The sequence below is a fragment of the Devosia sp. genome, assembly GCF_017744655.1.
Lineage (GTDB): Bacteria > Pseudomonadota > Alphaproteobacteria > Rhizobiales > Devosiaceae > Devosia.
In genome coordinates this window covers 545,899-568,149 of the sequence record NZ_JAGIAW010000001.1, presented here as the reverse complement: position 1 = coordinate 568,149, position 22,251 = coordinate 545,899, and the positions used below count along the sequence as shown (strand labels likewise).

Below are 22,251 nucleotides of genomic sequence, written 5' to 3'. Positions count from 1 at the left end.
CATGCAAGTCTACAACGCGGGATTGATATGATTTTATCGAGATCCACGGTGCATTGGTCAACGAAGTGATAGCGGCGACGGGCAGCTACCCCAGGTCGAGCACGCCTTCGCCGACGATCACGGCATGCCCGCCAATAGCCCCATGCGTCAGCACCTCGTTCTCCCGGCGCAATTGCAGAGAGATTCGGCACAGCCGCCCCATTTCCTTGCCCTGGCGCAGCGAGTAATCGGCTTGCCCGGTGCCAAAATCAGCCTTGTCCGAAAGCAGCCCGATCAGCGCCGCAGCGGCCGAGCCCGTGCCGGGATCTTCGCCCACACCCATGCCGAACATGCGCGCGGCAATATCGTTCTCCGACTCTTCCGGCGTCAGTGTGAACACATAGGCCGAGTTGTGATCGTGGAAGAAGATGTCTGCGAACATCGCCATGTTCGGCTTCGCGCGCTTCAAAACACCGGCATCGCGAACCGGAATCAGGTGAAACGTCACCCCGGCCGTATAGACCGCGGGCGAGAACACATCGCAGCCAATCTCCTCGACCTCGATGCCGAGCGCCTGGGCGATACCCAGCTTGTCGGTCAGGTCGGCAACCTTGGTCGGCAAGCGCGGCAGCGCAAAGCGCGCCTCGCCCGAACGCTTGTCGGCCCTTTCGAAAAGCGCGGTCACAAGACCGATCTTTTCTTCCATGCGCACGGCGCTGCGATCATTCTGCAGCCCGAGCACGACGGCCGCCCCAACGGTCGGATGGCCGGCAAAGGGCAGTTCCTGATGCGGGGTAAAAATGCGCACGCCGGCAGTATTGCGCTCGCTCTGCGGCTTGGTCAGAAACACCGTCTCGCTGAGGTTGAACTCACGAGCAATGGCTTGCATCTCGTTGTCGAGAAGGCCATCGGCCTTGAGCACCACGGCGAGCTGGTTGCCTTGCAGGCGCTCGCGCGTGAACACATCGAGCAGCAGATAATCGAGCTTCATGTTTCAGGCCTCGGGCAGTGCGAAGTCTGCGCGGTCGCGTCCGAGGTGGTCGCAGAGCGCATCGACGGCCACGCCATGATCCTTGCGGCCCGGCAAGCCCGAAATGGTCAGCGACCCGATAATGCCTGCCCCCGGCACACGCAGCGGAAAGCCGCCGCCCGCGATGACAAAGTCCGCCACATCGGCACCCGATTGCGGCGAGAACGGCACCTCGCCGCGCTCCAGCACCAGCCGATAGCTGGCGCGCTGAAAACGGCGCACGGAATTGATCTTGCGCCGCACCCATTCGGCATTATCGGCACTCGTGCCCGGCGTCGCCGAAAAGAACAGTTGCCGATCCCAGGTGCGGATATCGACCACGAGGGAAAGGCCTTCCTCGACAGCACGGGTACGAATGGCCGAGCCGATCGCGAAAGCCACTGCTTCATCGAGCGCCGGCAAAACCAGTTCCAGTTCCTGGCGCTTCACCAGGGAAATATCGTTTTCGGTGGTCATGTCACTCAATCCTGATGCGCACGGGTCCAGGCGTCGAAAAGCGGCGTACGGTCAGCAGCGCCCTTTGGAAAATTGACCTGTGCCGGGTCAATATGGGCCCAGGCGGCCTTGCTGTCGGTCCAGATATTTCCCACTGGCGCGGCCCAGTCGATATCGTCCAGCGTACCGGCCCGCACCACCTTGATGGTCCCGGCCGGCGGGTCGTTCCAGAGCCAGCCATGGCAATGGGCGCAAAAGTTCATGCGAACAACATTGCCGCTGTCTGCCTTGCGATCATAGCGGTCGATCTCGCCCTGCAGCAGTTCGAAGTCGTCGTTCTTGACGATCATCGACATCGACCAGCCGGCGCCCGAAAAGCGCTGGCAGTCCTTGCAATGGCAATTATAGACCGAAAGCGGCGAGGCATTGAGGCGGTAGCGCGCACGCCCGCACTGACACCCACCCTCAACGGGAAAATCCGGCAAAGCCATGCTGTCCTCCATCAGGCGAGCTTGGTTCTACTGCATCGGCGAGGCTGTGCTAAAGCGAAATCTTGCCGTCCTGCCAAACATCTAGCAGCTCCGCCGTATAGGCCATCACCTGCCCCCTGCCCGCCATATCCGAAGCCCGCTTGATTGCGACGACATCGGCCAGTTCCCGATGGTCCTGACCATCAAGATTTGCGCGAATCTCGGCCAAGAGTTCATCCGCCGAAGCGTCGAAATGAAAAGCCCGCCCGATCGAAACGCGCGGCCCATCAAGCACGGCAACGAGATTACCCAACCGGGCATCGGCCGCATCAAGCCCAGTCTCTTCCGTCAGCTCGATCTCCGTCGATCGAGCGACATCCACCCGTCCATCTTCCAGCACATCCCGCGGCTCCAGCGACCCGCCCGGCGGATAGATTCGCCCGGCATTGGCAGTGTCATCGCCCATCACACCGAGAACAAGAAAGCCGTCGGCCGAAATCACCAGCGCCGAACCGAAGAGATTGCGAATCCCCATCTCCGGAAACCCAGCCTCGCGCCACGTCAGAAAAGCCGAAAACGCATCCTCGCGCGCCTCCGCGCGCAAAATGCCATCATCGCCAACGACCGGCGGCGACACGCCGAGAATGCGCCCATCCCATAGATGCGGATTAGCCTCCAGCATCGCCGCCCACCGCCCCGGCACCGACGCGCGCAAGTCATCCGGCATCGGCCAGGCTCCCGGCACGAAACGGATATCGACGCCGGCAATGGGAAGAACGCTGATGCTCATGAAAGTCTGTCCAATACGAAGGAAAACGCAGCCTGCATCGCGCATTTCTCTGTCGAGATAGAGGCGATGCAGTCTTATTCTGTCGAGACCACATCTGCCAAATTCGCTGGCCTCGCACCGGACTTATCCCCGGGGTCCAAGACAACAGTAGAATTGTCCAGATTTTTTAAAGAAGCGGGACAACGCTCAATCTCATCTCGACTCATCTGGCTATAGCTTGGCAGCTCTCGGCACTACGGGTAACGGTCAAATTTGCCCGACTTGAGCGGACAATGCGCAAGTACGGATATGACCCGGCCCAACCACGCGCTCCCGCTGGAGCTTATGATGGCTCAACAGCCATCGGCGGACGCTGGATTGACAGCACCACCGGGTCGGATACGCCGGATCGCATCCACGTCGCAGTCTCCGCATTCGACAATCCGGGGCTCTACTATGTTGATTTGTCAGCAGAAGACCGAAAGGGTGGGCATGGATTCAGCAAACATGTTGGCAAAAGCGCGGGCTATCTGAAAGCCTATGTAATTGCGTGGAATATGAATCCAGATAATCAGCACCACCCAGCGGAAGGATCGTTCCATACACTTGGAGAGGCAAACAATCTGGTTTCAGCAGCGCTCAGAGCGAATCCGGAGATTGTCCAACGCGCAATCAATGGGGAAAGAAATCTACCGATATTGCATCGATTTGGTTTCAATACGGGTTACGAAGCATATCAATCCACGCCAACCGCTATACCCATTATTAGAGAAACGTATTGGGTAGAGGTCTACACCACGCATGACCCCCGCCAAGGAGGAAAAGGTTATCGTGTCGTCACAGCCTATCCGATGAACGATATTCCCGACGAAACAGCCCGCAAGCATTCTGGATTCTTGGAGTTTTGATATGTCTACACCGGTATTTTCCGCGACATTTTTGAAATTTGCTCGTGGCCTCGTAGATCTAACGCCAGGTTACAATTCAAGTAACAAGGAGATCATCCTGACGGCACTAGACAATATGCCTCGAGAACATGACCGGCCATCAATTCTGTCCGAACTGCGCATCGCTATTGCCGATTTAGCCAGCGGACAATATCCAGACCAAAAGCTTGTCAGTATGCTGTGGACTACAGGAGCGCGAGTCGTTCCCCGCCATCCAACGGAATTCTTCAAGGAAGCTCTACCTATCCTCGACCGGTACATCGCCAAAGGCGGTGCGCCGCGGCGATGGGGCGAGGAAGAATAACGACGCCGCAAAACAAAACGGGGGCCGAAGCCCCCGTCTCTAAAATCGCGACTACGGCGATTAGTTCTTTGCCTTGTCGACCAGCGCGCCAGCCTTGATCCAGGGCATCATGTCGCGCAGCTTGCCACCGACTTCTTCGATCGGGTGCTCGTCAGCGAGACGACGGGTTGCCTTGAAGCGGGCGCCGCCCGACTTGATTTCCTGCATCCACTCGGAGGTGAACTTGCCCGACTGGATGTCGTGCAGAACGCGCTTCATCTCGGCCTTGGTTTCCGAGGTAATGATGCGCGGACCGGTGACATATTCACCCCACTCGGCCGTGTTCGAGATCGAGTAGTTCATGTTGGCGATGCCGCCCTGGTAGATCAGGTCGACGATCAGCTTCACTTCGTGCAAGCACTCGAAGTAGGCCATTTCCGGAGCGTAGCCGGCTTCCACCAGCGTTTCGAAGCCGGCACGGATCAGTTCGACGAGGCCGCCGCAGAGAACTGCCTGTTCGCCGAAGAGATCGGTTTCGCACTCTTCGCGGAAATTGGTTTCGATGACGCCCGAACGGCCGCCGCCAACGCCCGAAGCGTAAGCGAGAGCGATGTCATGGGCATTGCCCGAAGCGTCGTGGTGCACGGCGATCAGGCACGGCACGCCGCCACCCTTCTGGTATTCGCCGCGAACGGTGTGGCCCGGGCCCTTCGGCGCGATCATGATCACGTCGACGGTGGACTTGGGTTCGATCAGGTTGAAGTGGACGTTGAGGCCGTGGGCAAATGCCAGGGCAGCACCGTCACGAATGTTCGGCTCGATGTCCTTCTTGTAGATATCGGCCTGCAGTTCGTCGGGCGTCAGCAGCATGATGACGTCGGCCCAAGCGGAAGCCTCGGCAACGCTCATGACCTTCAGGCCTTCGCTCTCGGCCTTCTTGGCCGACGGCGAGCCCGGACGCAGACCAACGGCGACATTGGTCACGCCGGAATCGCGCAGATTCAGCACATGCGCGTGGCCCTGCGAGCCGTAGCCGATGATGGCAACCTTGCGGGACTTGATGATGTTGATATCGGCATCACGATCGTAATAGACGCGCATGGGAATCTCCCCTCAGTAGCGAATTTCAGGTATTGGCCTTGGCCCCATGGAGGGCCAGGAATTGATCCGTCGCTGCCTTAACATCGGCTTCGATATTGGCTTCGACATTGGATTGGGTCAGGCTCTTGTCGCCGAGCAGCAGACGGATCTGCACATCGCGGACAACAAGGCCGAAAAAGATACGATACGCGTCTTCGCTCGAATTGAAGCGCAAGAGCCGCGCATCGCGCGCCGCTTCCAGAATTGGCTTCAGCCGCCGCCGGATCGCCATTGGCCCATTTTCGAGCACGATGTTCCCAAGGCTGTCCTTTTCCTGGGCGGCGTGGGTGATGGCGGTGCGGTTGAGCGTGATCGAGACTTCGCCAATGATGGTGGTCAGCAGGTCACGCGCAAACTGCTCTAGGCTTTCGCGCAGCACTTTCGCGCTGAGATGGCTGCGATCAACATGCGGCATGCGTACCTTGGCCGCCTGCCACTGAACCGTAGCAGTAAGCAACCCATCGCGATCGCCGAACCACTTGTAGAGCGTTTCCTTGGAGCACGAAGCGCGCCGCGCCACGGCCGTCATGGTCAAACCGTCGCCATTCTCGACCAAGAGATCGAGCGCAGCCGTCAGCACCGCCTGCTGGCGAGGCGTGAAGGTCTCTTCACTGATCTTGATGGGCAAAGGCACTGGTCGTTCCCCGCACAGCCATAGCCGAACGTTTTCGGCAATTTCCGTCCGCAGGCGTACCGTACGGTACGGTTCCGCGCAAGGGGGATTTTTGGGTTTGGAGCGGATTTTGGTGCGGTGCGAGGACTGTCGCAGTGCTCGCACCGCAGTTTGGCAGCACGTGGCCAGGATCGATCTATGGAAAGTGACGTGCCCTACCAGCGACGGCGACGCCGTATGTATACTCTACCCAGGGGCACACCGAGGAGGACGGCGAGAGTAGTTGCAGATACGATGCTCATGAAAAGCGGAAAGTTCACCGGCGCACCTATCATTCAATATTGGAGCGCATACGCAGTACCCAGCGCAATATTGAGTCTGGGCTGATTTGGTGAATAACCGATAAATGCCGGTCTAAGCATACCCCGCTGCGGCTCGAACGGCGGGGCTCCATGAGCCCCGCGCCCAATCTATCGACTACAAGCCGATCTGCTCCCAATCGAGCACGATCTTCCCGCCGGTCCCCGACGCCGCCTCTTCAAACGCCGCCGCATAGTCGCCCGCCGGACGACGCCCGGTGATCACACCGCGCACATCCAGCCCGCTTTCGAGCATGGCCAGCATCTTGTGCCAGGTCTCGAACATTTCGCGCCCATAAATCCCCTTGAGCGTGATCATGCGGAAGACGATCTTGCCCAGGTCAAACGGGAACGGCCGCGCCGGAATACCGAGCAGCGCAATCTTCCCGCCCATCACCATATGGTCGATCATCTGATCGAGCGCCGCCGGCGCCCCGCTCATTTCGAGCCCGACGTCAAAGCCCTCGCGCATGCCCAGCCGGTTCATGACTTCCCGTAGGTCTTCCTGCGCCACATTGACCGGCACCACGTCAGCGACCTTCGCCGCCAGTTCCAGCCGCTGCGGACTGATATCGGTAATCACCACATGCCGCGCCCCGACATGCCGGGCCACCGCCCCGGCCATGATCCCGATGGGCCCCGCGCCGGTGATAAGCACATCCTCACCGACAATGTCGAACGACAGCGCCGTATGCACTGCATTGCCCAGAGGATCGAGAATGGCCCCGATCTCATCATCAACACTGTCCGGCAACGGTACGACGTTGAATGCCGGTATCCGCACAAACTCGGCAAACGCCCCCGGCAGATTGACCCCAATCCCCTTGGTATCGGGATCGAGATGATACTTTCCGCCCCGCGCCGCACGGCTATTGCCGCCAACCACATGGCCTTCGCCGGAAACACGCTGCCCGATCTTGAGCCCGCGCACATTGTCACCGACCGCAACGATCTCCCCGGCATATTCATGCCCGGTTATCATCGACACCGGCACGGTGCGGCTCGCCCACTCGTCCCAATTGTAGATATGCACGTCCGTGCCGCAGATGCCTGTTTTCTTGACCTTGATCAGCACGTCATCGGGCCCGATCTCCGGCACCGGACGATCTTCCATCCAGATGCCGCGTTCCGGCTTTGCCTTGACCAGCGCCTTCATCAGATCACTCCCAGCGCGCGGCCAGCATCGCTGAATGCCGTAATTGCAAAATCCACATCGTCATCGGTCAGCGCGGCAGACATCTGCGTGCGAATGCGCGCCTTGCCCTGCGGCACCACCGGATAGAAGAAGCCAGCGACATAGACGCCACGCGCATCCAGTTCCTTGGCCATGCGCTGCGCCAGCACTGCATCACCCAGCATCACCGGAATGATCGGAGTCTGCCCATCGATCAGCGAGAACCCTGCCTCGCTGAGCCCCTTGCGGAATTTTGCCGCATGCCCGGCCAGTTTCGCGCGCAGATCATCAGCATCCTCGGCAATGTCGATCGACTTCAGCGAACCCGCCGCCACGGCCGGAGCCAAGCTGTTGGAAAAGAGATAGGGCCGCGCGCGCTGCCGCAGCAGATCGATGATCGGCTGGGCCGCCGCGATGAACCCGCCCATCGAGCCGCCGAGCGTCTTGCCCAGCGTACCCGTAACAATATCGACACCGTTTCCGGCGCCCGTCAGCGCCGGCGTACCCCTGCCCTTTTCGCCGAGATGCCCCGTGGCATGGCAATCATCCACCGCCACCAGCGCGCCAAAACGCTCGGCCAGCGCACAGATTTCCCTAAGCTTGGCGACATGCCCATCCATGGAAAACACGCCATCGGTGATGATGAGCTTGAACCGGCAGCCATCCGCTTTCGCCTGCTTGAGCTGCGTTTCCAGCGCGTCCATGTCCGACGTGTCGTAGCGATAGCGCTTCGCCTTGCTCAGCCGCACGCCATCGATGATCGACGCATGATTGAGCGAGTCGGAGATCACAGCGTCGTCCGGCCCCAGCAGCGTCTCGAACAGCGCGCCATTGGCATCGAAACACGCCGCAAACAGAATAGCGTCGTCCTTGCCGAGATATCTAGCAATCCGCCGCTCCAGCTCCCGATGCAGATCCTGTGTGCCGCAGATGAACCGCACCGAGGCCATGCCGAACCCATGGCTATCCAGCGCCTCAGCCGCCGCGCGACGAATGTCAGGATGGTTTGCCAACCCAAGATAGTTGTTGGCGCAGAGGTTCAGCATCTCGCGCCCGCCGACGGCAATCCGCCCGCCCTGTGGCCCGGAAATCTCCCGTTCCACCTTGCGCAGCCCCGCCGCCTCGATCTCGGCCAGAACCGAGGTCACATGATTCAGAAATCCGCTATCCACCGTCGCATCCTCCGCTATAATGGAATTTCCGCTATATTGGATTTTCTATTCCGCCACAATGGAATTCGTATGAGCACCGAGTCCGCGCCCCAACTGGGTCCCATCATTCAGGCCGAGCGCAAGGCCCGCCACCTGACGCTGGAACAACTGGCAGCCCGCTCGGGAGTTTCAAAATCCATGCTGTCGCAAATCGAACGCGGCGAGGCCAACCCGACCTTCGCCGTTCTCTGGGGCCTTACCCAGGCTCTGCAACTCGATCTCTCGGAACTGGTCGGCGGCGGCATCAGCCAAAAGCAGGCCGAAACCATCGAGGTCGTGAGCCTCGCCCACACCCCGGAAATCCGCTCGCCCAAAGGCGACTGGACCCTGCGCATCCTGAGCCCGCCGAACCTGGCGAGCCAGGTGGAGTGGTATGAAGTCGAAATCGCGCCGGGAAAGAGCCTCGCAAGCTCGCCGCATTCGGCCGGCACCACCGAGCATCTGACCGCCTGGACCGATGGCCTAACAGTCATCAGCGGCGGCAGTAGCCAGAAATTGGCCAAGGGCGAAACCGCCCGCTACCGCGCCGACCTGCCCCACGAAATCGTCAACGACTCCACCGCGCCTGCGCGGGCACTGATGGTCGTGCACTATCGGAGCTAAGACGGCCTAGTCACCCAAGCCGCCCAACTCTCAATTGTCACCTCGGCGAAGGCCGGGGCCCATCTTGAGATCTCAGGATGGATCCCGGCCTTCGCCGGGATGACAGTCGGTGGGAAGGTCTCAAACCACCTCCGGAATCCAGACCACCATGCTCCCCTGCCCGCGATTGGCCCAGAGATAGTACGGAATAGCCGTCAAATTCGCCTCGCGCTCAGCCGGCGGTTTCGTCCGGTAAAGCCCCGACCATTCCCCCTCGTCGATCGCCGTAGCCGCTGCCTTGAGCGTCACCACGCCATCGAACAGCCCCGCCTCAGTCTTCGCCTCCAGCGCCGCATCGCGCTTGATCTTCAATCGCTGCACACGCCCACCGGGATTGTCGACTTCCTCGATGCAATAAACCAGCGGCCCGCGCTTCAGCGCCACGCGCCCGGCATTCATGATCACCCCCGGATGCGAATAGAGCCGCTCCGCCGGCATCGGCAGATCAAGCGCAATGGTGTCGCCCTTCGCCCAGCTACGGTTGATCGTGACATAGCCGTTCACGGCCTTTGCCTCGACCTTTTGCCCGTTCACCGAAACGGTCGCCCCATGGCACCAGCCGGGAATGCGCAGTTTTACGTCAAACGCAGCCGGCGTCTCCGGATCGACCGAAATCCTGATGTCACCCGACCAAGGATAATTCGACAACTCCTTGAGCGCGACCTTATGCCCGCCGATCTCGACCGTCGAGCCAATCCCCCCATAGAGATGGAACGCCACCCCATCGTCCGACGTCGAGATAAAGTATCCACCCACCGAGGCCACCAGCCTCGACACATTCATGGTGCAGCACGGGCACGTGTGCCAATCCCACCGCGTCGGCGTGCCATCACTTTCCAGCGGATTGGCATAGAAGTAGTGCTCGCCGTCGCGGCTCAGCCCCGAAAGCGCGCCATTGAACATGGCGAGTTCGAGAATGTCGGCATATTTCCCATCGAGATCGAGATGCAGCATGCGCTGCGCCCAGAAGATCAGTGCAACGGAGGCGCAGGTCTCGGCATAAGCCGTCTGGTTCGGCAGGTCGAAATCGTGCGTAAAACCCTCATTATGCGCCGAGGGGCCAAGACCCGCCGTCACATACATCTTGGTTTCCATCACGTCGTCCCAGAGCACCTCGCATGCCCGCTTCAGCGCCGGATCGTTCAGCTCCGCCGCCAGGTCCGCCATGGCGGTGTAGAGATACATGGCCCGCACTGCATGGCCCACGACCTTGTCCTGCTCGCGCACCGGCTTGTGGCTCTGCGAATATTCGTAATTGGCAAAGACATAGCGCTGCCTGGCCTCCGCCCCCTCGCGCGCTTCCCGCTCCACGTCGAAATAATGCGGCGGCTGCTGTCCCCGCTCGTTGATGAGATAGGCGGCAAAGTCGAGATGCTTCTTTTCCCCGGTCAGGTAGTAGAGCTTCATCAGCGCCAGCTCGATTTCCTCGTGCCCGTCATAGCCGCGCTTCTTGCCCGGCTCGGTGCCGAAGGTCGAATAGATGTGGTCGAGATAGCGCTCCATCACATCGAGAAAACGTCGCCGTCCGGTTACCTGAAAATAAGCCACCGCGCCCTCAAGCAGATGCCCGGCATTATACATCTCGTGGTTGTCGCGGAGATTGGTCCAGCGGTTCTCCGGCTCATGGCCGAGATACCAGCAATTCAGATACCCATCCGGCGCTTGTGCTTTTTCGAGGTCGTCCACCGCCGCTTCGATCTTGGCCTCGATATCGGCATCGCGCCGATGCGCCAGCGCATAGCTCGCCGCCTCGATCCACTTGCCGACATCGCTGTCCCAAAACACCTGCACGGTAAAACCGTTGCTGTGCCGCGGGAAGCGCAGCGGCGGCTGCGGATTGGGCAGTTTCAGCGAGTCGAGAATGCCATATTCACCCAGCTTCTTGTGCTGGCTGGGCACGGTCCGATCGAGCACGGTTTCCAGCCGTTCATGCCAGAATTTTCCTTCCAGACGCACATCGGGAAAGGGAACGGGAGCGTAACGAGACATGAGAAAACCTTTTCGCTTTTAGAGCAAAGAATTGGTTGGAGTTTGGAGTTCTCTCCCTCCCCGATTGTCACCCTGGCGAAGGCCGGGATGACACGCGGTGGGAGTTGAATAGATTGAAGCTAAATCCTTGCCCCGCTCTGCGGATCAAACAGGTGCACCAGCGCCGGATCGATATCGAGACCCACCCGGTCCCCCACCGAGAAGCCCAGCCGCTCCGTCTGCACCAGCTGCAGCGCACCGTCCTTGGACGTCAGATAGGTCGCCGACCCCGTCGACTCGACATTGCCCACCTCGAAGTGGAAGCTCCCCGCCCCCTCCGCCACGCGCAAATTTTCGGGCCTTACGCCCGCGACCACCTTGCGCCCGGGCTCAGCCTGCCGCGCCAGCGGAATACGATCCCCCGCTCCCACGACAACGCCGCGGCCATCTTCGGCAATGACACCGTCGACGAAATTCATCGCCGGCGAACCGATGAACCCGGCAACGAACCGATTGACCGGATGGTCGTAGAGATCAAGCGGCCGCCCCTGTTGCTCGATGATCCCGTCGCGCATAACCACCACCCAGTCGGCCATGGTCATCGCTTCGATCTGATCGTGGGTCACATAGACCGAGGTTGCCCCCAGCCGGTCATGCAGCGCGCGAATTTCCTTGCGCATCTGCACGCGCAGCGCCGCGTCGAGATTGGATAGCGGCTCATCGAACAAAAACGCCTTGGGATTGCGGATGATCGCCCGGCCCATGGCCACGCGCTGCCGCTGCCCGCCCGAAAGCTGCCGTGGATAGCGGGACAACAGCGCCGAAAGCCCCGTCGTCGCAGCGACTTCGGCGGCCTTGGCCTTAGCCTCCGTCTTCCCCACGCCATGCAGGCGCAGCGAATAGGTCAGGTTCTCTTCAACCGTCATATGCGGATAGAGCGCATAGGACTGAAACACCATCGCGATGTCCCGGTGCCGCGGCGGCACGCCGGTCATTTCCTTGCCGGCAATATGAAGATCGCCGGAGGTAATGGTTTCCAGCCCGGCAATCGAGCGCAGCAGCGTGGACTTGCCGCAGCCCGAAGGCCCCACCAGCGCCACAAAGCTCCCCTTCTCGATCGAAAGGCTGACATTTTTCAGCGCGTGGAAAGCGCCATAGTGCTTGTCGATATTTTTGAGTTCGATCTGGGCAGTCATTTGAGTGCTCCCGAGGTGAGGCCGGAGACGATGCGGCGCTGCAGCAGGACGAAGACGGCAAGGATCGGCGTCACATAGATCGCCGAATAGGCCATGATGGCGTTCCAGTCGGTCGAATTTGGTCCGAGGAAGCCCGAGAGGCCAACGCTAGCCGGCTGCAAGGCCGGGCTCTGGATGATGGACTTGGAGTAGATGTATTCGCCGAACGAACTCATGAAGGTGAGGATAGCGCAGACCAGAATGCCGTTCCGCGCCAGCGGCAGCACGATGGAGAAGAACGCACCGACGCGCGAATTGCCGTCCACCAGCGCCGCCTCTTCGAGTTCGCGAGGCACGGTCATGAAGGTTGCGCGCACCAGAACCACAAAGAAAGGCATGGCCTTCGCCGCCGCCGCCAGCACCACCGCCGTCCGCGGATAGTTGAGCAGGCCGAACTGATTGAAGGCGACGAATAGCGGCGTCACCATCACCGAAGCCGGCAACACCTGCAGCATCAGCACTGAGAAGAGCCCGATATCGACCCAGACATTCCGATACCGCGCCAACACATAGGCGCAGCCGGTGCCGAAAATCACGGTTATGGCCGTAACCCCCGCCGCGATCAGCGTCGAGTTCCAGAGGAACACGTGCATGGTCCGCCGCGTCCACACATTGGGATAGATCGACAGGTCGATCTCGCGCGGCCAGAACGTGGGCGGATTGGCGAAGATTTCCGAGCCCGACTTGAAGCTCGTGACATACATCCAGTAGAGCGGGAAGAGATAGACAGCGGCCAGCGCCAGGGCGACGACGACGAGCAGCCATGGGACATAGGGCCGGGTCATCCGCGCACCTCGTGGCGGGTCGAGCGCACATAGATGATCGAGGCGATCAGCACGAGCACCAGCATCATCACCGAAATCGTGGCGCCCTTGGCGAAATCATAGAGCTGGAAACTCATCTGCCAGGACCAGTATTGGGCAACCGTCGAGGTATTGGCCGGGCCGCCCTCGGTGATTGCGGGGAAAAGGTCGAACTGCTGCAAGGTACCGATCAGCCCGAGCGACAGCACGGCGCCAATCGTCGAGCGCATCATCGGCAGCGTAATCGTCCAGAAGCGCTGGAAGGCATTGGCGCCATCGAGCTCGGCGGCCTCGTAGAGATCGCGCGGAATGGCGGCAAGCCCGACCGAGAGCAGCAGCATGTTGAAGGCAAGGCCCAGCCAGATATTGGCAATGACCACGGCCCAGATCGAAAAGGCCGGATCGGACTTCCAGAACACGTTCGACTGGATGATCCCGAGCCCCTTGAGGATCGTGTTGAGCACGCCGAAATCACCAGCCAGGATCCAGCTCCAGATCGCACCGACCACAAGGCCCGGCATCACCCAGGAGACGAGGAAAAGCCCGCGAATGGTCGAGGCGCCCGGAAAATTCTGCGCAAAGAACAGCGCCAGGGCAAAGCCAATGATGAACTGGCCGCCCATCGAGAAGAAGACGAAGATGAAAGTGTTTTTCGTCACCAGCCAGAACGCCGGCTCGCGCACCACATCGATATAGTTCTGGAACCCCGCCCACGGCCTGATCAGAGAGCCCAGCGTGAACATGTCTACCTGCTGAAAGCTCATCAGCACGTTGTAGATCAGGGGCAGGCCAGCCATGGCGATGAGAAACACCATCGCCGCGCCCACCAGCAGAATATCGAAGCCCACGCCATCGCGCAGGGAAGCCAAAAATCGTCGCATAAGACCTCCAGACAAGGCGGCGCTCATTGAACTCGCGGCTCGCGCCACCTCTCCCTCCGGGGGAGAGGTCGACGCGTAGCGCCGGGTGAGGAGGCCTTCCGGCAAAAGCTTGGCTCAAGGCCCCTCACCCCAACCGAATTCGCCAACGCGAATTCGGTGACGCTTCGTAATCCGACCTCTCCCCCAAGGGAGAGGTGAAGAGCCCTACTTCCCGAGAATGCCGTTGATGGTGGTCTGGGCCTGCGCCAGCGCATCCTTGGACGACATCTGGCCGGTCAGCGCCTGCTGCATGGCGTCATAGATGGCCTTGGAGATCTTCTGCCATTCCGGATGCGGACCACGCGGCTGGGCATACTGAAGCTGCTCGAGGAACACTTTCAGCGCCGCGTCCTTCTTCTCGACTCCGGTCACCGGCAGTTCGATATCGCTGCGTGCTGGAATTGAGCCGAATTCCGCAAAAATCCGGTTGTCCTGGCTGGCAAAATATTCGAGCGCTCGGAACGCTTCGTCCGGGTGCTTCGTGGTCGACATGATGCCCCAGTCGAAACCGCCGAGAGCCGAAGACCGCTCGCCGCCTTCGGTGATCGTCGGCAGCAGCGCCACGCCCCAGTCGAACTTGGCGTCTTCCACCATACGGTCGACTTCCCACGGGCCGGAAATGGCCATGGCCGCATTGCCCGAGTTGAACGTGCCGGTAGAATCCCACTGGCCGAGGCTCAAAACGTCCTTGGACGCCCAGCCGTTGTCGACCATCTTCTTCCAGAGATCGAGCACTTCGGCTGCGCCGTCGGTCGCCACATTGTCATAGCCGCCGCCCGACATCTGGATGATCGGCAGGAACTGGAACGTCCCCTCTTCGCCGGCGCGGGCCGAGAAGGTCGCGCCATAGACATTATTGGCCGGGTCCGTGAGCTTTTCGGCATATTCGGTCAACTGCGCCCAGGTCTTCGGCGGCTCGGTGATGCCGGCCTTGGCGAAGAGATCCTTGTTGTAGAACACGCCGATCGTGTCGGTATATTTCGGAATGCCGAACAGCTTGCCGTCCCACGAAACCGAATTCAACGGACCCTGGAAATAGTTCTCGGCCTTGATCACGCTCGAATTGGCAACCCGGTCGGTAATGTCGAGCATCGCCCCACGCGACGAGAACAGCGCGAAATCGGGATTGTCGAACGACACGATGTCAGGCGCATTGCCCGTCGCAAAGGCACGCAGCGTTTCATTGACGAGATCGTCGAACGGAATGGCGCGGTATTCGACGACGATATCCTCGTTGGCCTCGTCGAATTCCTTCGAGAACGTATCGGCAATACCGACGCGATCCACCCCATCGATCGACCAGATCTTTAGCGTCACCTGCGCAAAGGCAGGCGTGGCGAGGCTCATCGCGCCAAGGCTCACGGCAGCAAGAAGGCCGGCAAAATGCAGTTTCATGTACTTCCTCCCTAGCGGCACAATCGCCGCAAAAATGCTGCCGAGGGCCCTCCTGCCCAAAAGCAGCGCTTAGTCGGCGGCGGTAACAAGACCTCCGCGACGTTCCGTAACCGCGGCGTTACCGCCACAGGATTCTCGAATGACGAGCTGGCACGGCAGTTTCCGCACGCCCGGCTCCACCGGCTTGCCCTCTGCAAGCTCCAGCACCAGCCGCCCGGCCTCCCGGCCGAGAGCCGTCAAATTCATGTCGACCGAAGTCAGCGGCGGGCGCGTCTGGCCCGCGACAATTTCCCAATTGTCAAAGCCCACCACCGACACGTCCGCCGGCACCTTCACCCCGCGCTCGCGCAGAGCATCGACCACACCGCGGGCAATCTGGTCATTGCCGCAGAAAATGGCATCCGGCGTCTCGCGCCGTTGCCAGAGCTGCGCCACCGCCTCATGGCCCCAATGCTCGGACCAGGCGCCGTAAAGCACGACGCCCTCTGCACCAATGCCAGCCCGATAGGCCCTCGCTCGCTCCTTCACCGAGGCAAAAGTCTCGGGACCCGTAACATGCGCGATACGCTTCCGCCCGAGCGCGATCAGATGCTCAACGGCTTCGGTCGAACCCTGAAAATCGTCCGAAACCAGCGTCACCGAGCCCTCATGGCCCTCGGTAAAGGCATAGACCACCGGCACCGGCAGATTGCTCAAATCCACCGGCAACCGCCGATCGATGCGTTTTCCGGACGCGATGATCCCATCCACCTGCTTGTCGAGCATGGCATCGAGATGCACCCGCCCCAGCGCCGGATCATCCTCGATCCCGCAGAGGAAAACCGACACGCCCTGATCGACCAGCGCCTCCGAAATCCCCGCCATCACCGGCAGCGTAAACCGCCCATAGGTATCGTTCGTCAGCAGCCCAATGGTAAAACTGCGCTTCTGGATCAGCCCGCGCGCCATCGCATTGGGCCGAAACCCAAGTTCCGTCGCCGCAGCCTTGACGCGCTGCCGCGTCTCCTCGGTCATCCGCCCGGTATCGTTGAGCGCCTTGGAGGCCGTCGCCACGCTCACGCCGGCGCGGCTTGCCACGTCATAAATACGGACCCGACCTCCTCCAGCGCTCACGAAAACCTCCTCTGAGAAACCGTTTTCTCGTGCAGAGAAAACCTTTTCTTTCGCTCCGTCAAGTTAAGTATGATTTATGGCGAAACGAAATCGCCACCCCGGCTCGCCTTGAGATAATTGAGCGCATGCACCTGGCCGGTCATTTCGAGATCGCCGCGATAGACCGGGTCGTGCCAGCCCTCGATATCGATCGAGCCCTGGTAGCCGGCGAGCCGCAGCTCCGAGATCACATCGGTCCAATTGGTGTCGCCAAAGCCCGGCGTGCGCATGAAGACGAACGGCACCTTGCCGAAGACACCGTGCTCGCGAATGACATCCCAGCGGATCGTCGCGTCCTTGCCATGCACGTGGAAGAATTTATGCGCCCATTTGCGGATCTGCGGGATCGGCTCGATCAGATAGACCATCTGATGGCATGGCTCCCATTCGAGCCCAATATTCTCGTCCGGCGTCTCGTTGAACATCAGCTCCCAGGCATCGGGATTGTGCGCAATGTTCCAGTCGCCCGTCTGCCAATTGCCGTCCATGGCGCAGTTTTCGAAGGCAATTTTCACGCCCTTGTCCGCCGCGCGCTTGGCCAGCTCGCTCCACACTTCCTTGTAGCGCGGCAGGCTATCCGTAAGAGGCTTGTTACGAATACGCCCGGTAAACCCAGCCACGCATGTCGCGCCAAAATGGTGCGCATTGTCGATGCACTGCTTCCACCCTTCGAGCGTAAGCAGGTCCTTCTCCTGCGTCTCCAGCGGATTGCCGAACATGCCGATGGTCGAAATCGTGATATCCCGATCTCCAATCGCGTCGCGGCAACGCTTGCCGAGTTCCGCCAAGTCCTGCCCATTGGTCGTCTGCCAGAAGAACGGCTCAAAGCTCTCAAAGCCCAGATCGGCAATCTTGGCGATATTCTCCGGAGCCTTGCCCTCGGTGGACTGGATCATGGTGCCGATGCGAATGGATTTGGCGGGGTTGGTCACTGAACGAAAATCCTAAACAGAAATGGAAACACGTTGCTTGAGCTTGGCGCTTTCGATGGCCGCAAAGACCATGGCGAGGCTTTTAATGTTGTCGCTGCCCACCGTCTCCGGCTGTGCGCCGCTCTCGATGGCGTCGAGGAAGTCAGCAATGACGCTGGCATGCCCCTCGGTCTTGGAAGCGTCGGGCATTTCGGGAATGGCGAGCGGCTCCAGCGGCCGGAAAAAGCCTTCCGCGCCCGCAACCTGATGCGCCTCGAACCTGTTGTAGCCATCCCAGAGCAGCGTGCCCTTGGTGCCCACGATCCGCCAGGAAGACTCCCAGCTCGTATTCGCCCCTTCGGCGCTCCAGCTGCCGCGATAGTTGAAGACGATGTCGTTCTCGAACTCGTAGATCGCATTGGCCGCCGCGCCATGGGCATACCAAGAGCCCGGCGGATTGACCTCGAGGCAATAGACCGCCTTGGGCGCCGTGCCGACCATGAAGCGTGCGGCATCAAGCGTATGGATCGCCATGTCGAGCAGCAGCACGTTTTCCATCTCTTCGCGGAATCCGCCGAAATGCGCGCCAACGAAGAAATCGCAATTGACGGAGGTTAGCTGGCCCAGCGCTCCGCTCTCGATCAGCTGCCGGATGCGCCGCACGCCCGGCACATAGCGCCGGTTCTGCACCACGGCGTGAACCTGCCCTGCCGCCTTGGCCTGTTCCACCATCGTGCGCGCGCTATCCAGCGTCGGCGCCATCGGCTTTTCAGTAAGAACATGACAGCCATGGGCGAGCCCCGTCGCCACCAAAGCCGGCCGCGCACTGGGCACCACCACATCGAACAGCAGGTCCGGCTTGGTCTGAGAAAGAACGGTATCGAGATCGCTACCGATCACCGCATCGCCAAGCGAGAATTCCGCGGCGCGCGCCTCGGCCACTTTCGGGTCAAGATCGACAAGCCCAACGACCCGCACCCGCCCCTTGAGCAAGGGGTGCTCGGTCAATGCGCTGAGCCAGCCTTTGGACATGGCTCCGCAACCCGCAAGAACGGCCGTAAACTGCACAAAACCCTCCCCGCAACGGACCGGCTGTTTCTTGAAGCAGCCTTGAGGGTCTCGTTACCGTAAACGTTTACGACGCTACAATTGAGATGAAATCCATGTCAAGACGGTTCCGTAAACGTTTTTGGTGCCTGTTGAGAAAATTTCGGCCGGCACAAAAGAACAGTTCGCAGGGCCTTGAGATTGCTCATTCTTTCAGCGAACAGTGAGCAGCTCCGGTGGGCTTTTTGGGGGACGGATGAAGGGCATCAGGCGCCTGGCGCAGGATTTGAACATTTCCATCGGCACGGTTTCCCGCGCGCTCAATGGCCGGACCGATGTCAGCGAAGACACGCGCCGCCGCGTGCTCGAAGCCGCCGCCGCCATGGGCTATGTGCCCAATCAGGCCGGCCGCAGCCTGCGCCAGGGCAATACCAACGCCATCGGTTTCATGATCGAGCTCGGTGCCGACATCAACAGCAATAGCGACACCTTCTTCATGGGCGTCTTCGATGGCGTGCAGTCGGTTCTCACCCGCCACCACCTCGACCTCGTTGCCCTGCCCTGCCCGGCCGACGAAGACCCCTCGGCCTATCTGCAGCGTATGATCGGCCGGCGCCTTGTGGATGGGCTGATCATCTCGGCCACGCACCGCAAGGATGCGCGTATCGATCTGCTCACCAAGGCCCGCATCCCATTCATCGCCCTCGGCCGCTCCATGACGCCGGGCGACTATCCCTGGATCGATCTCGATTTCGACGGCGTCGCGCGCCGCGGTATCGATCGGCTCGTGGCAGCCGGCCATAGCCGCATCGCTGCGGCCGTGCCGAGCAATGACATCAATCTCGGCTTTGTCTTCCTCGATAGCTATAAGGCCGCGCTCAAGCGCCACGGCCTGCCGCTCGACCCCTCGCTGATCATCCGCGTGCCGTCATCCGAAGTGGGCGGCTATCAGCTTGGCCACGACCTCTTGACGATGAAGGACCGCCCGACCGCCATCATCCTCAACTACGAACTTCTGGCGCTTGGCCTTTACCGCCAATTGGCCGAGGCCGGTCTGCAAGCCGGCCGCGACCTCGCCATCATCGGCTTTCGCGACAATCCGGTATCGCGCTTCATGTCCCCACGCCTCACCTGCTTCCGCCTCTCGCTACGCGATCTCGGCGTGGCGCTGGGCGAATCCCTCCTCGCCAGCATGCCCGCCTATGCCGATGCCTATCCCCTTGGCATGGTGCAACGGGTCTGGCCCATGGAGCTTATTCCGGGCGAGAGCGATCTGGTGTGAATCCAGTCCCCTCTACCACCCGCCTGCCCACATCCACGGCGTCATTCCCGCGAAAGCGGGAATCTCTGCCTCGGCGCGCGTGAAAGGAAGATTCCCGCTTTCGCGGGAATGACGCCGTGCTTGCAAGCGGAAGAAAAACACCAACTTGGCCCAGCCCGCCCGTGAGCCCCATCAGGAGGCTAGTTGGGCTTCTTCCTATCCCAACCACTTCCCAAAAAACGCCAGCATGGAATCCCGCATCAGCGGCGTTTCCTGGTGCTCCACCCCCGGCTCGCTGACCAGCTCCAGCCGCTCTTCAATCCCCGCATAGGCCGGCGCCAATTCCGCCCAGGCTCGCTCCACGGCCAGCGGCGGCGGCAGCTTGTCTGCCTCGCCGATGCAGACCAGTTGCGGCCGCGGCGCCACGAGGGCAGCAATCGTCCCGCCATCCGCCTCGCGCAGCAGCCCCGGCACGGTAAGATAAATCCCGTGCCCGTCATGCGCCCCAAGCTCGATCATGGTGCGGAAGTCGGCGAAGCAACAGAGATGCGCCACCGCCGCGATCCGGTCATCCAGCGCCGCAAGCCAATAGCTCAGCGTGCAGCCCATCGAAATCCCGAATGCTCCGATCCGCGCGGGATCGACATCCTCGCGCCCGGCAAGATAGGTCAGCGCCGCCGCGTGCTCCGAGACCATCTGCCCAAACAGCGATTTGCCCTGCCAAAGCAGCGCCTTGGCCGCAAAACTCTCGCTCACCGTCGCCCGCTCGCCGAAGATCGGCATGTCGATAGCAAGCGTAACATAACCCGCCCGCGCAAAGACCGGGCCGAGCGGGCCCGCCAGATATTCCCGCCCATCGAGCAGTTCCCGCGCCCCGATGGCATAGGCGCCGCCATGCGAATGCCCATAGAGAATGGCCGGCAGCCGCCCCTCCGGCTCGGCCGGGCGGGTCAAAATCCCGCGCACCACCTCGTCGCCGATGCGCAGCCGCAAATGCTCGATGACATAGTCGCCCTGCGGCTCCTCTTCGCTCGATACCAGCGATACCGCCGGCTCTTCAAAACCAAGCAATTCGCTGAAACGGGAACGGGTTATCGGCATTCTGTCCTCCCTGACCGCAAAGTAACTAGCCAGTGACATGCACCAGGCGCAAGAGCCGGTTCTTTTATCGGCACTTGCCGATGAATGCAGGAGTATGCATCTATCTCCTCGTCGCCCTCCCCGGCAATTATCCCAAGAGACCTTCCATGACGCTAATGTCCCCTTTCACGCTGCGCGACCTCACCCTGCGCAATCGGACGGTCGTTGCCCCCATGTGTCAGTATTCGGCCGTGGATGGCTTTGCCAATGACTGGCACTTCGCGCATCTGTCGCGCTTCGGCATTGGCGGCTTCGGTCTCGTCATTTTCGAAGCGACCAGCGTCGTGCCCGAGGGACGCATCACTTATGGCGATCTCGGCCTCTGGAAGGACGAACAGATCGCTCCCCTGGCCCGCATCGTCGATTTTCTCCATAGCCAGGGCGCCGCCGCCGGCATCCAGCTCGCCCATGCCGGCCGCAAGGCCTCGACGCCCGTCGCCTGGCGCGGCCCCGAAACCCTGCAAACCGAAGAACAGCGCCGCGCGGCCGGCTATGAGCACTGGCAGCCCGTTGCCCCCTCGGCGGAATCGCACGATCCCACCAATCCCAATTTCCAGGTGCCGCTAGCGCTCGACAAAGCCGGCATCCAGCACGTCATCGACGGTTTCGTCAGCGCCGCCCAGCGTGCCGAAAAGGCCGGTTTCGACACCATCGAAATCCACGCGGCCCACGGCTACCTGCTCAACGAATTCCTCTCGCCGCTCGCCAATCACCGCACGGATGAATATGGCGGCTCCCGAGAAAACCGCATGCGGCTCCTGTTGGAAGTCACCGAGGCCATGCGCGCCGTCTGGCCCGCGCAAAAGCCCCTGCTGGTCCGCATTTCCGTCAGCGACAATGCCGAAGGCGGCTGGACCGTCGAGGATAGCGTCGTGCTGGCCCGAGAACTCAAGGCGCGCGGCGTCGACGCCATCGACTGCTCGAGCAGCGGCTTCGCCCAGGGCCGCATCGCCTATGCCGCCTCCTACCAGGTGCCCTTCGCCCGCGCCGTGAAGCAGGGCGCCGACATTCCGACCATGGCCGTCGGCCTTCTCGGCGATTTCGATGCCGCCGAATCGATCATCGCCAGTGGCGACGCCGATTTCATCGCCCTCGCCCGTGGCGCGCTCAACGATCCCAATTGGCCAGTCCACGCCCAGCGCTATCTCGGTGCCGAGGACTACTCGCTCTGGCCCGTCCAGACCCAACGCGTCTCCGAGCACGACCGCGTACTCGGCTTGCGGGGCTGAGGCTCATTTGGGGCGAGCCGCAACCAGCGATCGCCCCAACAATTTCACCGACCTATCGAAATTTCGCCGCAAGGCGAATACACCCTTGAGCCAAGCGCTGCCGATACCCACTTCAGCGTCAAGCTCAAGGGAAGAGAA

Annotated in this window: 22 protein-coding genes; 5 read left to right on the top strand and 17 right to left on the bottom strand. The window is 61.0% G+C overall.

Annotated elements, in window-relative coordinates; genetic code table 11:
• Positions 1-85: 85 nt before the first annotated feature.
• From J7557_RS02790 to J7557_RS02775, 4 genes are read right to left on the bottom strand one after another with little or no spacing between them, the layout of a single operon-like run.
• On the bottom strand, positions 86-970 hold the full coding sequence (locus J7557_RS02790; RefSeq protein WP_291417115.1) for a PhzF family phenazine biosynthesis protein: 885 nt from the start codon (positions 968-970) through the stop codon (positions 86-88).
• 3 nt (positions 971-973) lie between these two features.
• The gene (locus J7557_RS02785) at positions 974-1,465 is read right to left on the bottom strand and encodes a heme-degrading domain-containing protein (RefSeq protein ID WP_291417113.1); all 492 of its coding nucleotides are present in this window, start codon (positions 1,463-1,465) and stop codon (positions 974-976) included.
• Between the two features lie 5 nt (positions 1,466-1,470).
• Entirely contained in the window at positions 1,471-1,935 is a 465-nt protein-coding gene (locus J7557_RS02780; RefSeq protein ID WP_291417111.1) for a GFA family protein, read from the bottom strand.
• A gap of 49 nt (positions 1,936-1,984) precedes the next feature.
• Positions 1,985-2,704: a hypothetical protein gene (locus J7557_RS02775; protein WP_291417109.1), complete on the bottom strand. Its 720-nt coding sequence runs from the start codon at positions 2,702-2,704 to the stop codon at positions 1,985-1,987.
• A gap of 272 nt (positions 2,705-2,976) precedes the next feature.
• Between J7557_RS02775 and J7557_RS02770 the strand changes: the two genes are divergently transcribed.
• Both J7557_RS02770 and J7557_RS02765 read left to right on the top strand, forming a co-directional pair.
• Positions 2,977-3,591 carry an RNase A-like domain-containing protein gene (locus J7557_RS02770; protein WP_291417107.1) on the top strand — a complete coding sequence of 205 codons (615 nt, stop codon included), beginning with the start codon at positions 2,977-2,979 and terminating at the stop codon, positions 3,589-3,591.
• Position 3,592: 1 nt separating this feature from the next.
• Entirely contained in the window at positions 3,593-3,934 is a 342-nt protein-coding gene (locus tag J7557_RS02765; protein ID WP_291417105.1) for a hypothetical protein, read from the top strand.
• A 60-nt stretch (positions 3,935-3,994) separates the two neighbouring features.
• Here the strand turns inward: J7557_RS02765 and ilvC are convergent, their stop codons facing one another.
• From ilvC to J7557_RS02745, 4 genes are all read right to left on the bottom strand, one after another.
• The gene (gene ilvC, locus J7557_RS02760) at positions 3,995-5,014 is read right to left on the bottom strand and encodes a ketol-acid reductoisomerase (protein WP_035087152.1); all 1,020 of its coding nucleotides are present in this window, start codon (positions 5,012-5,014) and stop codon (positions 3,995-3,997) included.
• Positions 5,015-5,039: 25 nt separating this feature from the next.
• Positions 5,040-5,687 carry a TetR/AcrR family transcriptional regulator gene (locus J7557_RS02755; protein WP_291417102.1) on the bottom strand — a complete coding sequence of 216 codons (648 nt, stop codon included), beginning with the start codon at positions 5,685-5,687 and terminating at the stop codon, positions 5,040-5,042.
• 456 nt (positions 5,688-6,143) lie between these two features.
• The gene (tdh, locus tag J7557_RS02750) at positions 6,144-7,181 is read right to left on the bottom strand and encodes an L-threonine 3-dehydrogenase (RefSeq protein ID WP_291417100.1); all 1,038 of its coding nucleotides are present in this window, start codon (positions 7,179-7,181) and stop codon (positions 6,144-6,146) included.
• Entirely contained in the window at positions 7,181-8,371 is a 1,191-nt protein-coding gene (locus J7557_RS02745; RefSeq protein ID WP_291417098.1) for a glycine C-acetyltransferase, read from the bottom strand. The genes tdh and J7557_RS02745 overlap by 1 nt, the downstream gene beginning before the upstream one ends.
• Before the next feature lie 69 nt (positions 8,372-8,440).
• Between J7557_RS02745 and J7557_RS02740 the strand changes: the two genes are divergently transcribed.
• Positions 8,441-9,013, top strand: coding sequence for a helix-turn-helix domain-containing protein (locus J7557_RS02740; RefSeq protein WP_291417096.1), 573 nt, complete (start codon positions 8,441-8,443; stop codon positions 9,011-9,013).
• Positions 9,014-9,133: 120 nt separating this feature from the next.
• On the opposite strand, the gene J7557_RS02735 is transcribed toward J7557_RS02740, so the two are convergent.
• The 8 genes from J7557_RS02735 to J7557_RS02700 form a co-directional block, all read right to left on the bottom strand.
• Positions 9,134-11,041: a beta-L-arabinofuranosidase domain-containing protein gene (locus J7557_RS02735; protein WP_291417094.1), complete on the bottom strand. Its 1,908-nt coding sequence runs from the start codon at positions 11,039-11,041 to the stop codon at positions 9,134-9,136.
• Positions 11,042-11,160: 119 nt separating this feature from the next.
• Positions 11,161-12,216 carry an ABC transporter ATP-binding protein gene (locus J7557_RS02730; protein ID WP_291417092.1) on the bottom strand — a complete coding sequence of 352 codons (1,056 nt, stop codon included), beginning with the start codon at positions 12,214-12,216 and terminating at the stop codon, positions 11,161-11,163.
• A complete protein-coding gene (locus J7557_RS02725; protein WP_291417090.1) occupies positions 12,213-13,040 on the bottom strand; it encodes a carbohydrate ABC transporter permease in 828 nt (275 codons plus the stop codon). Before J7557_RS02725 ends, J7557_RS02730 begins: the two co-directional genes overlap by 4 nt.
• Positions 13,037-13,939, bottom strand: coding sequence for a carbohydrate ABC transporter permease (locus J7557_RS02720; RefSeq protein ID WP_291417088.1), 903 nt, complete (start codon positions 13,937-13,939; stop codon positions 13,037-13,039). The genes J7557_RS02725 and J7557_RS02720 overlap by 4 nt, the downstream gene beginning before the upstream one ends.
• A gap of 204 nt (positions 13,940-14,143) precedes the next feature.
• Entirely contained in the window at positions 14,144-15,373 is a 1,230-nt protein-coding gene (locus J7557_RS02715) for a sugar ABC transporter substrate-binding protein (RefSeq protein ID WP_291417086.1), read from the bottom strand.
• A gap of 69 nt (positions 15,374-15,442) precedes the next feature.
• Complete coding sequence (locus tag J7557_RS02710) at positions 15,443-16,486, bottom strand: LacI family DNA-binding transcriptional regulator (protein ID WP_291417084.1); 1,044 nt, start codon at positions 16,484-16,486, stop codon at positions 15,443-15,445.
• A 74-nt stretch (positions 16,487-16,560) separates the two neighbouring features.
• The gene (locus J7557_RS02705; protein WP_291417082.1) at positions 16,561-17,457 is read right to left on the bottom strand and encodes a sugar phosphate isomerase/epimerase; all 897 of its coding nucleotides are present in this window, start codon (positions 17,455-17,457) and stop codon (positions 16,561-16,563) included.
• A 12-nt stretch (positions 17,458-17,469) separates the two neighbouring features.
• The gene (locus J7557_RS02700) at positions 17,470-18,504 is read right to left on the bottom strand and encodes a Gfo/Idh/MocA family oxidoreductase (RefSeq protein ID WP_291417080.1); all 1,035 of its coding nucleotides are present in this window, start codon (positions 18,502-18,504) and stop codon (positions 17,470-17,472) included.
• A 235-nt stretch (positions 18,505-18,739) separates the two neighbouring features.
• Here J7557_RS02700 and J7557_RS02695 point away from each other — a divergent pair, with 235 nt between their 5' ends.
• Entirely contained in the window at positions 18,740-19,765 is a 1,026-nt protein-coding gene (locus tag J7557_RS02695; RefSeq protein WP_291417078.1) for a LacI family DNA-binding transcriptional regulator, read from the top strand.
• 195 nt (positions 19,766-19,960) lie between these two features.
• On the opposite strand, the gene J7557_RS02690 is transcribed toward J7557_RS02695, so the two are convergent.
• Entirely contained in the window at positions 19,961-20,845 is an 885-nt protein-coding gene (locus tag J7557_RS02690) for a S9 family peptidase (RefSeq protein ID WP_291417076.1), read from the bottom strand.
• Positions 20,846-20,991: 146 nt separating this feature from the next.
• On the opposite strand from J7557_RS02690, the gene J7557_RS02685 reads away from it, so the two are divergent.
• Positions 20,992-22,113, top strand: a complete 1,122-nt coding sequence (locus J7557_RS02685; RefSeq protein ID WP_291417074.1) for an NADH:flavin oxidoreductase/NADH oxidase — start codon at positions 20,992-20,994, stop codon at positions 22,111-22,113.
• Positions 22,114-22,251: the final 138 nt, after the last annotated feature.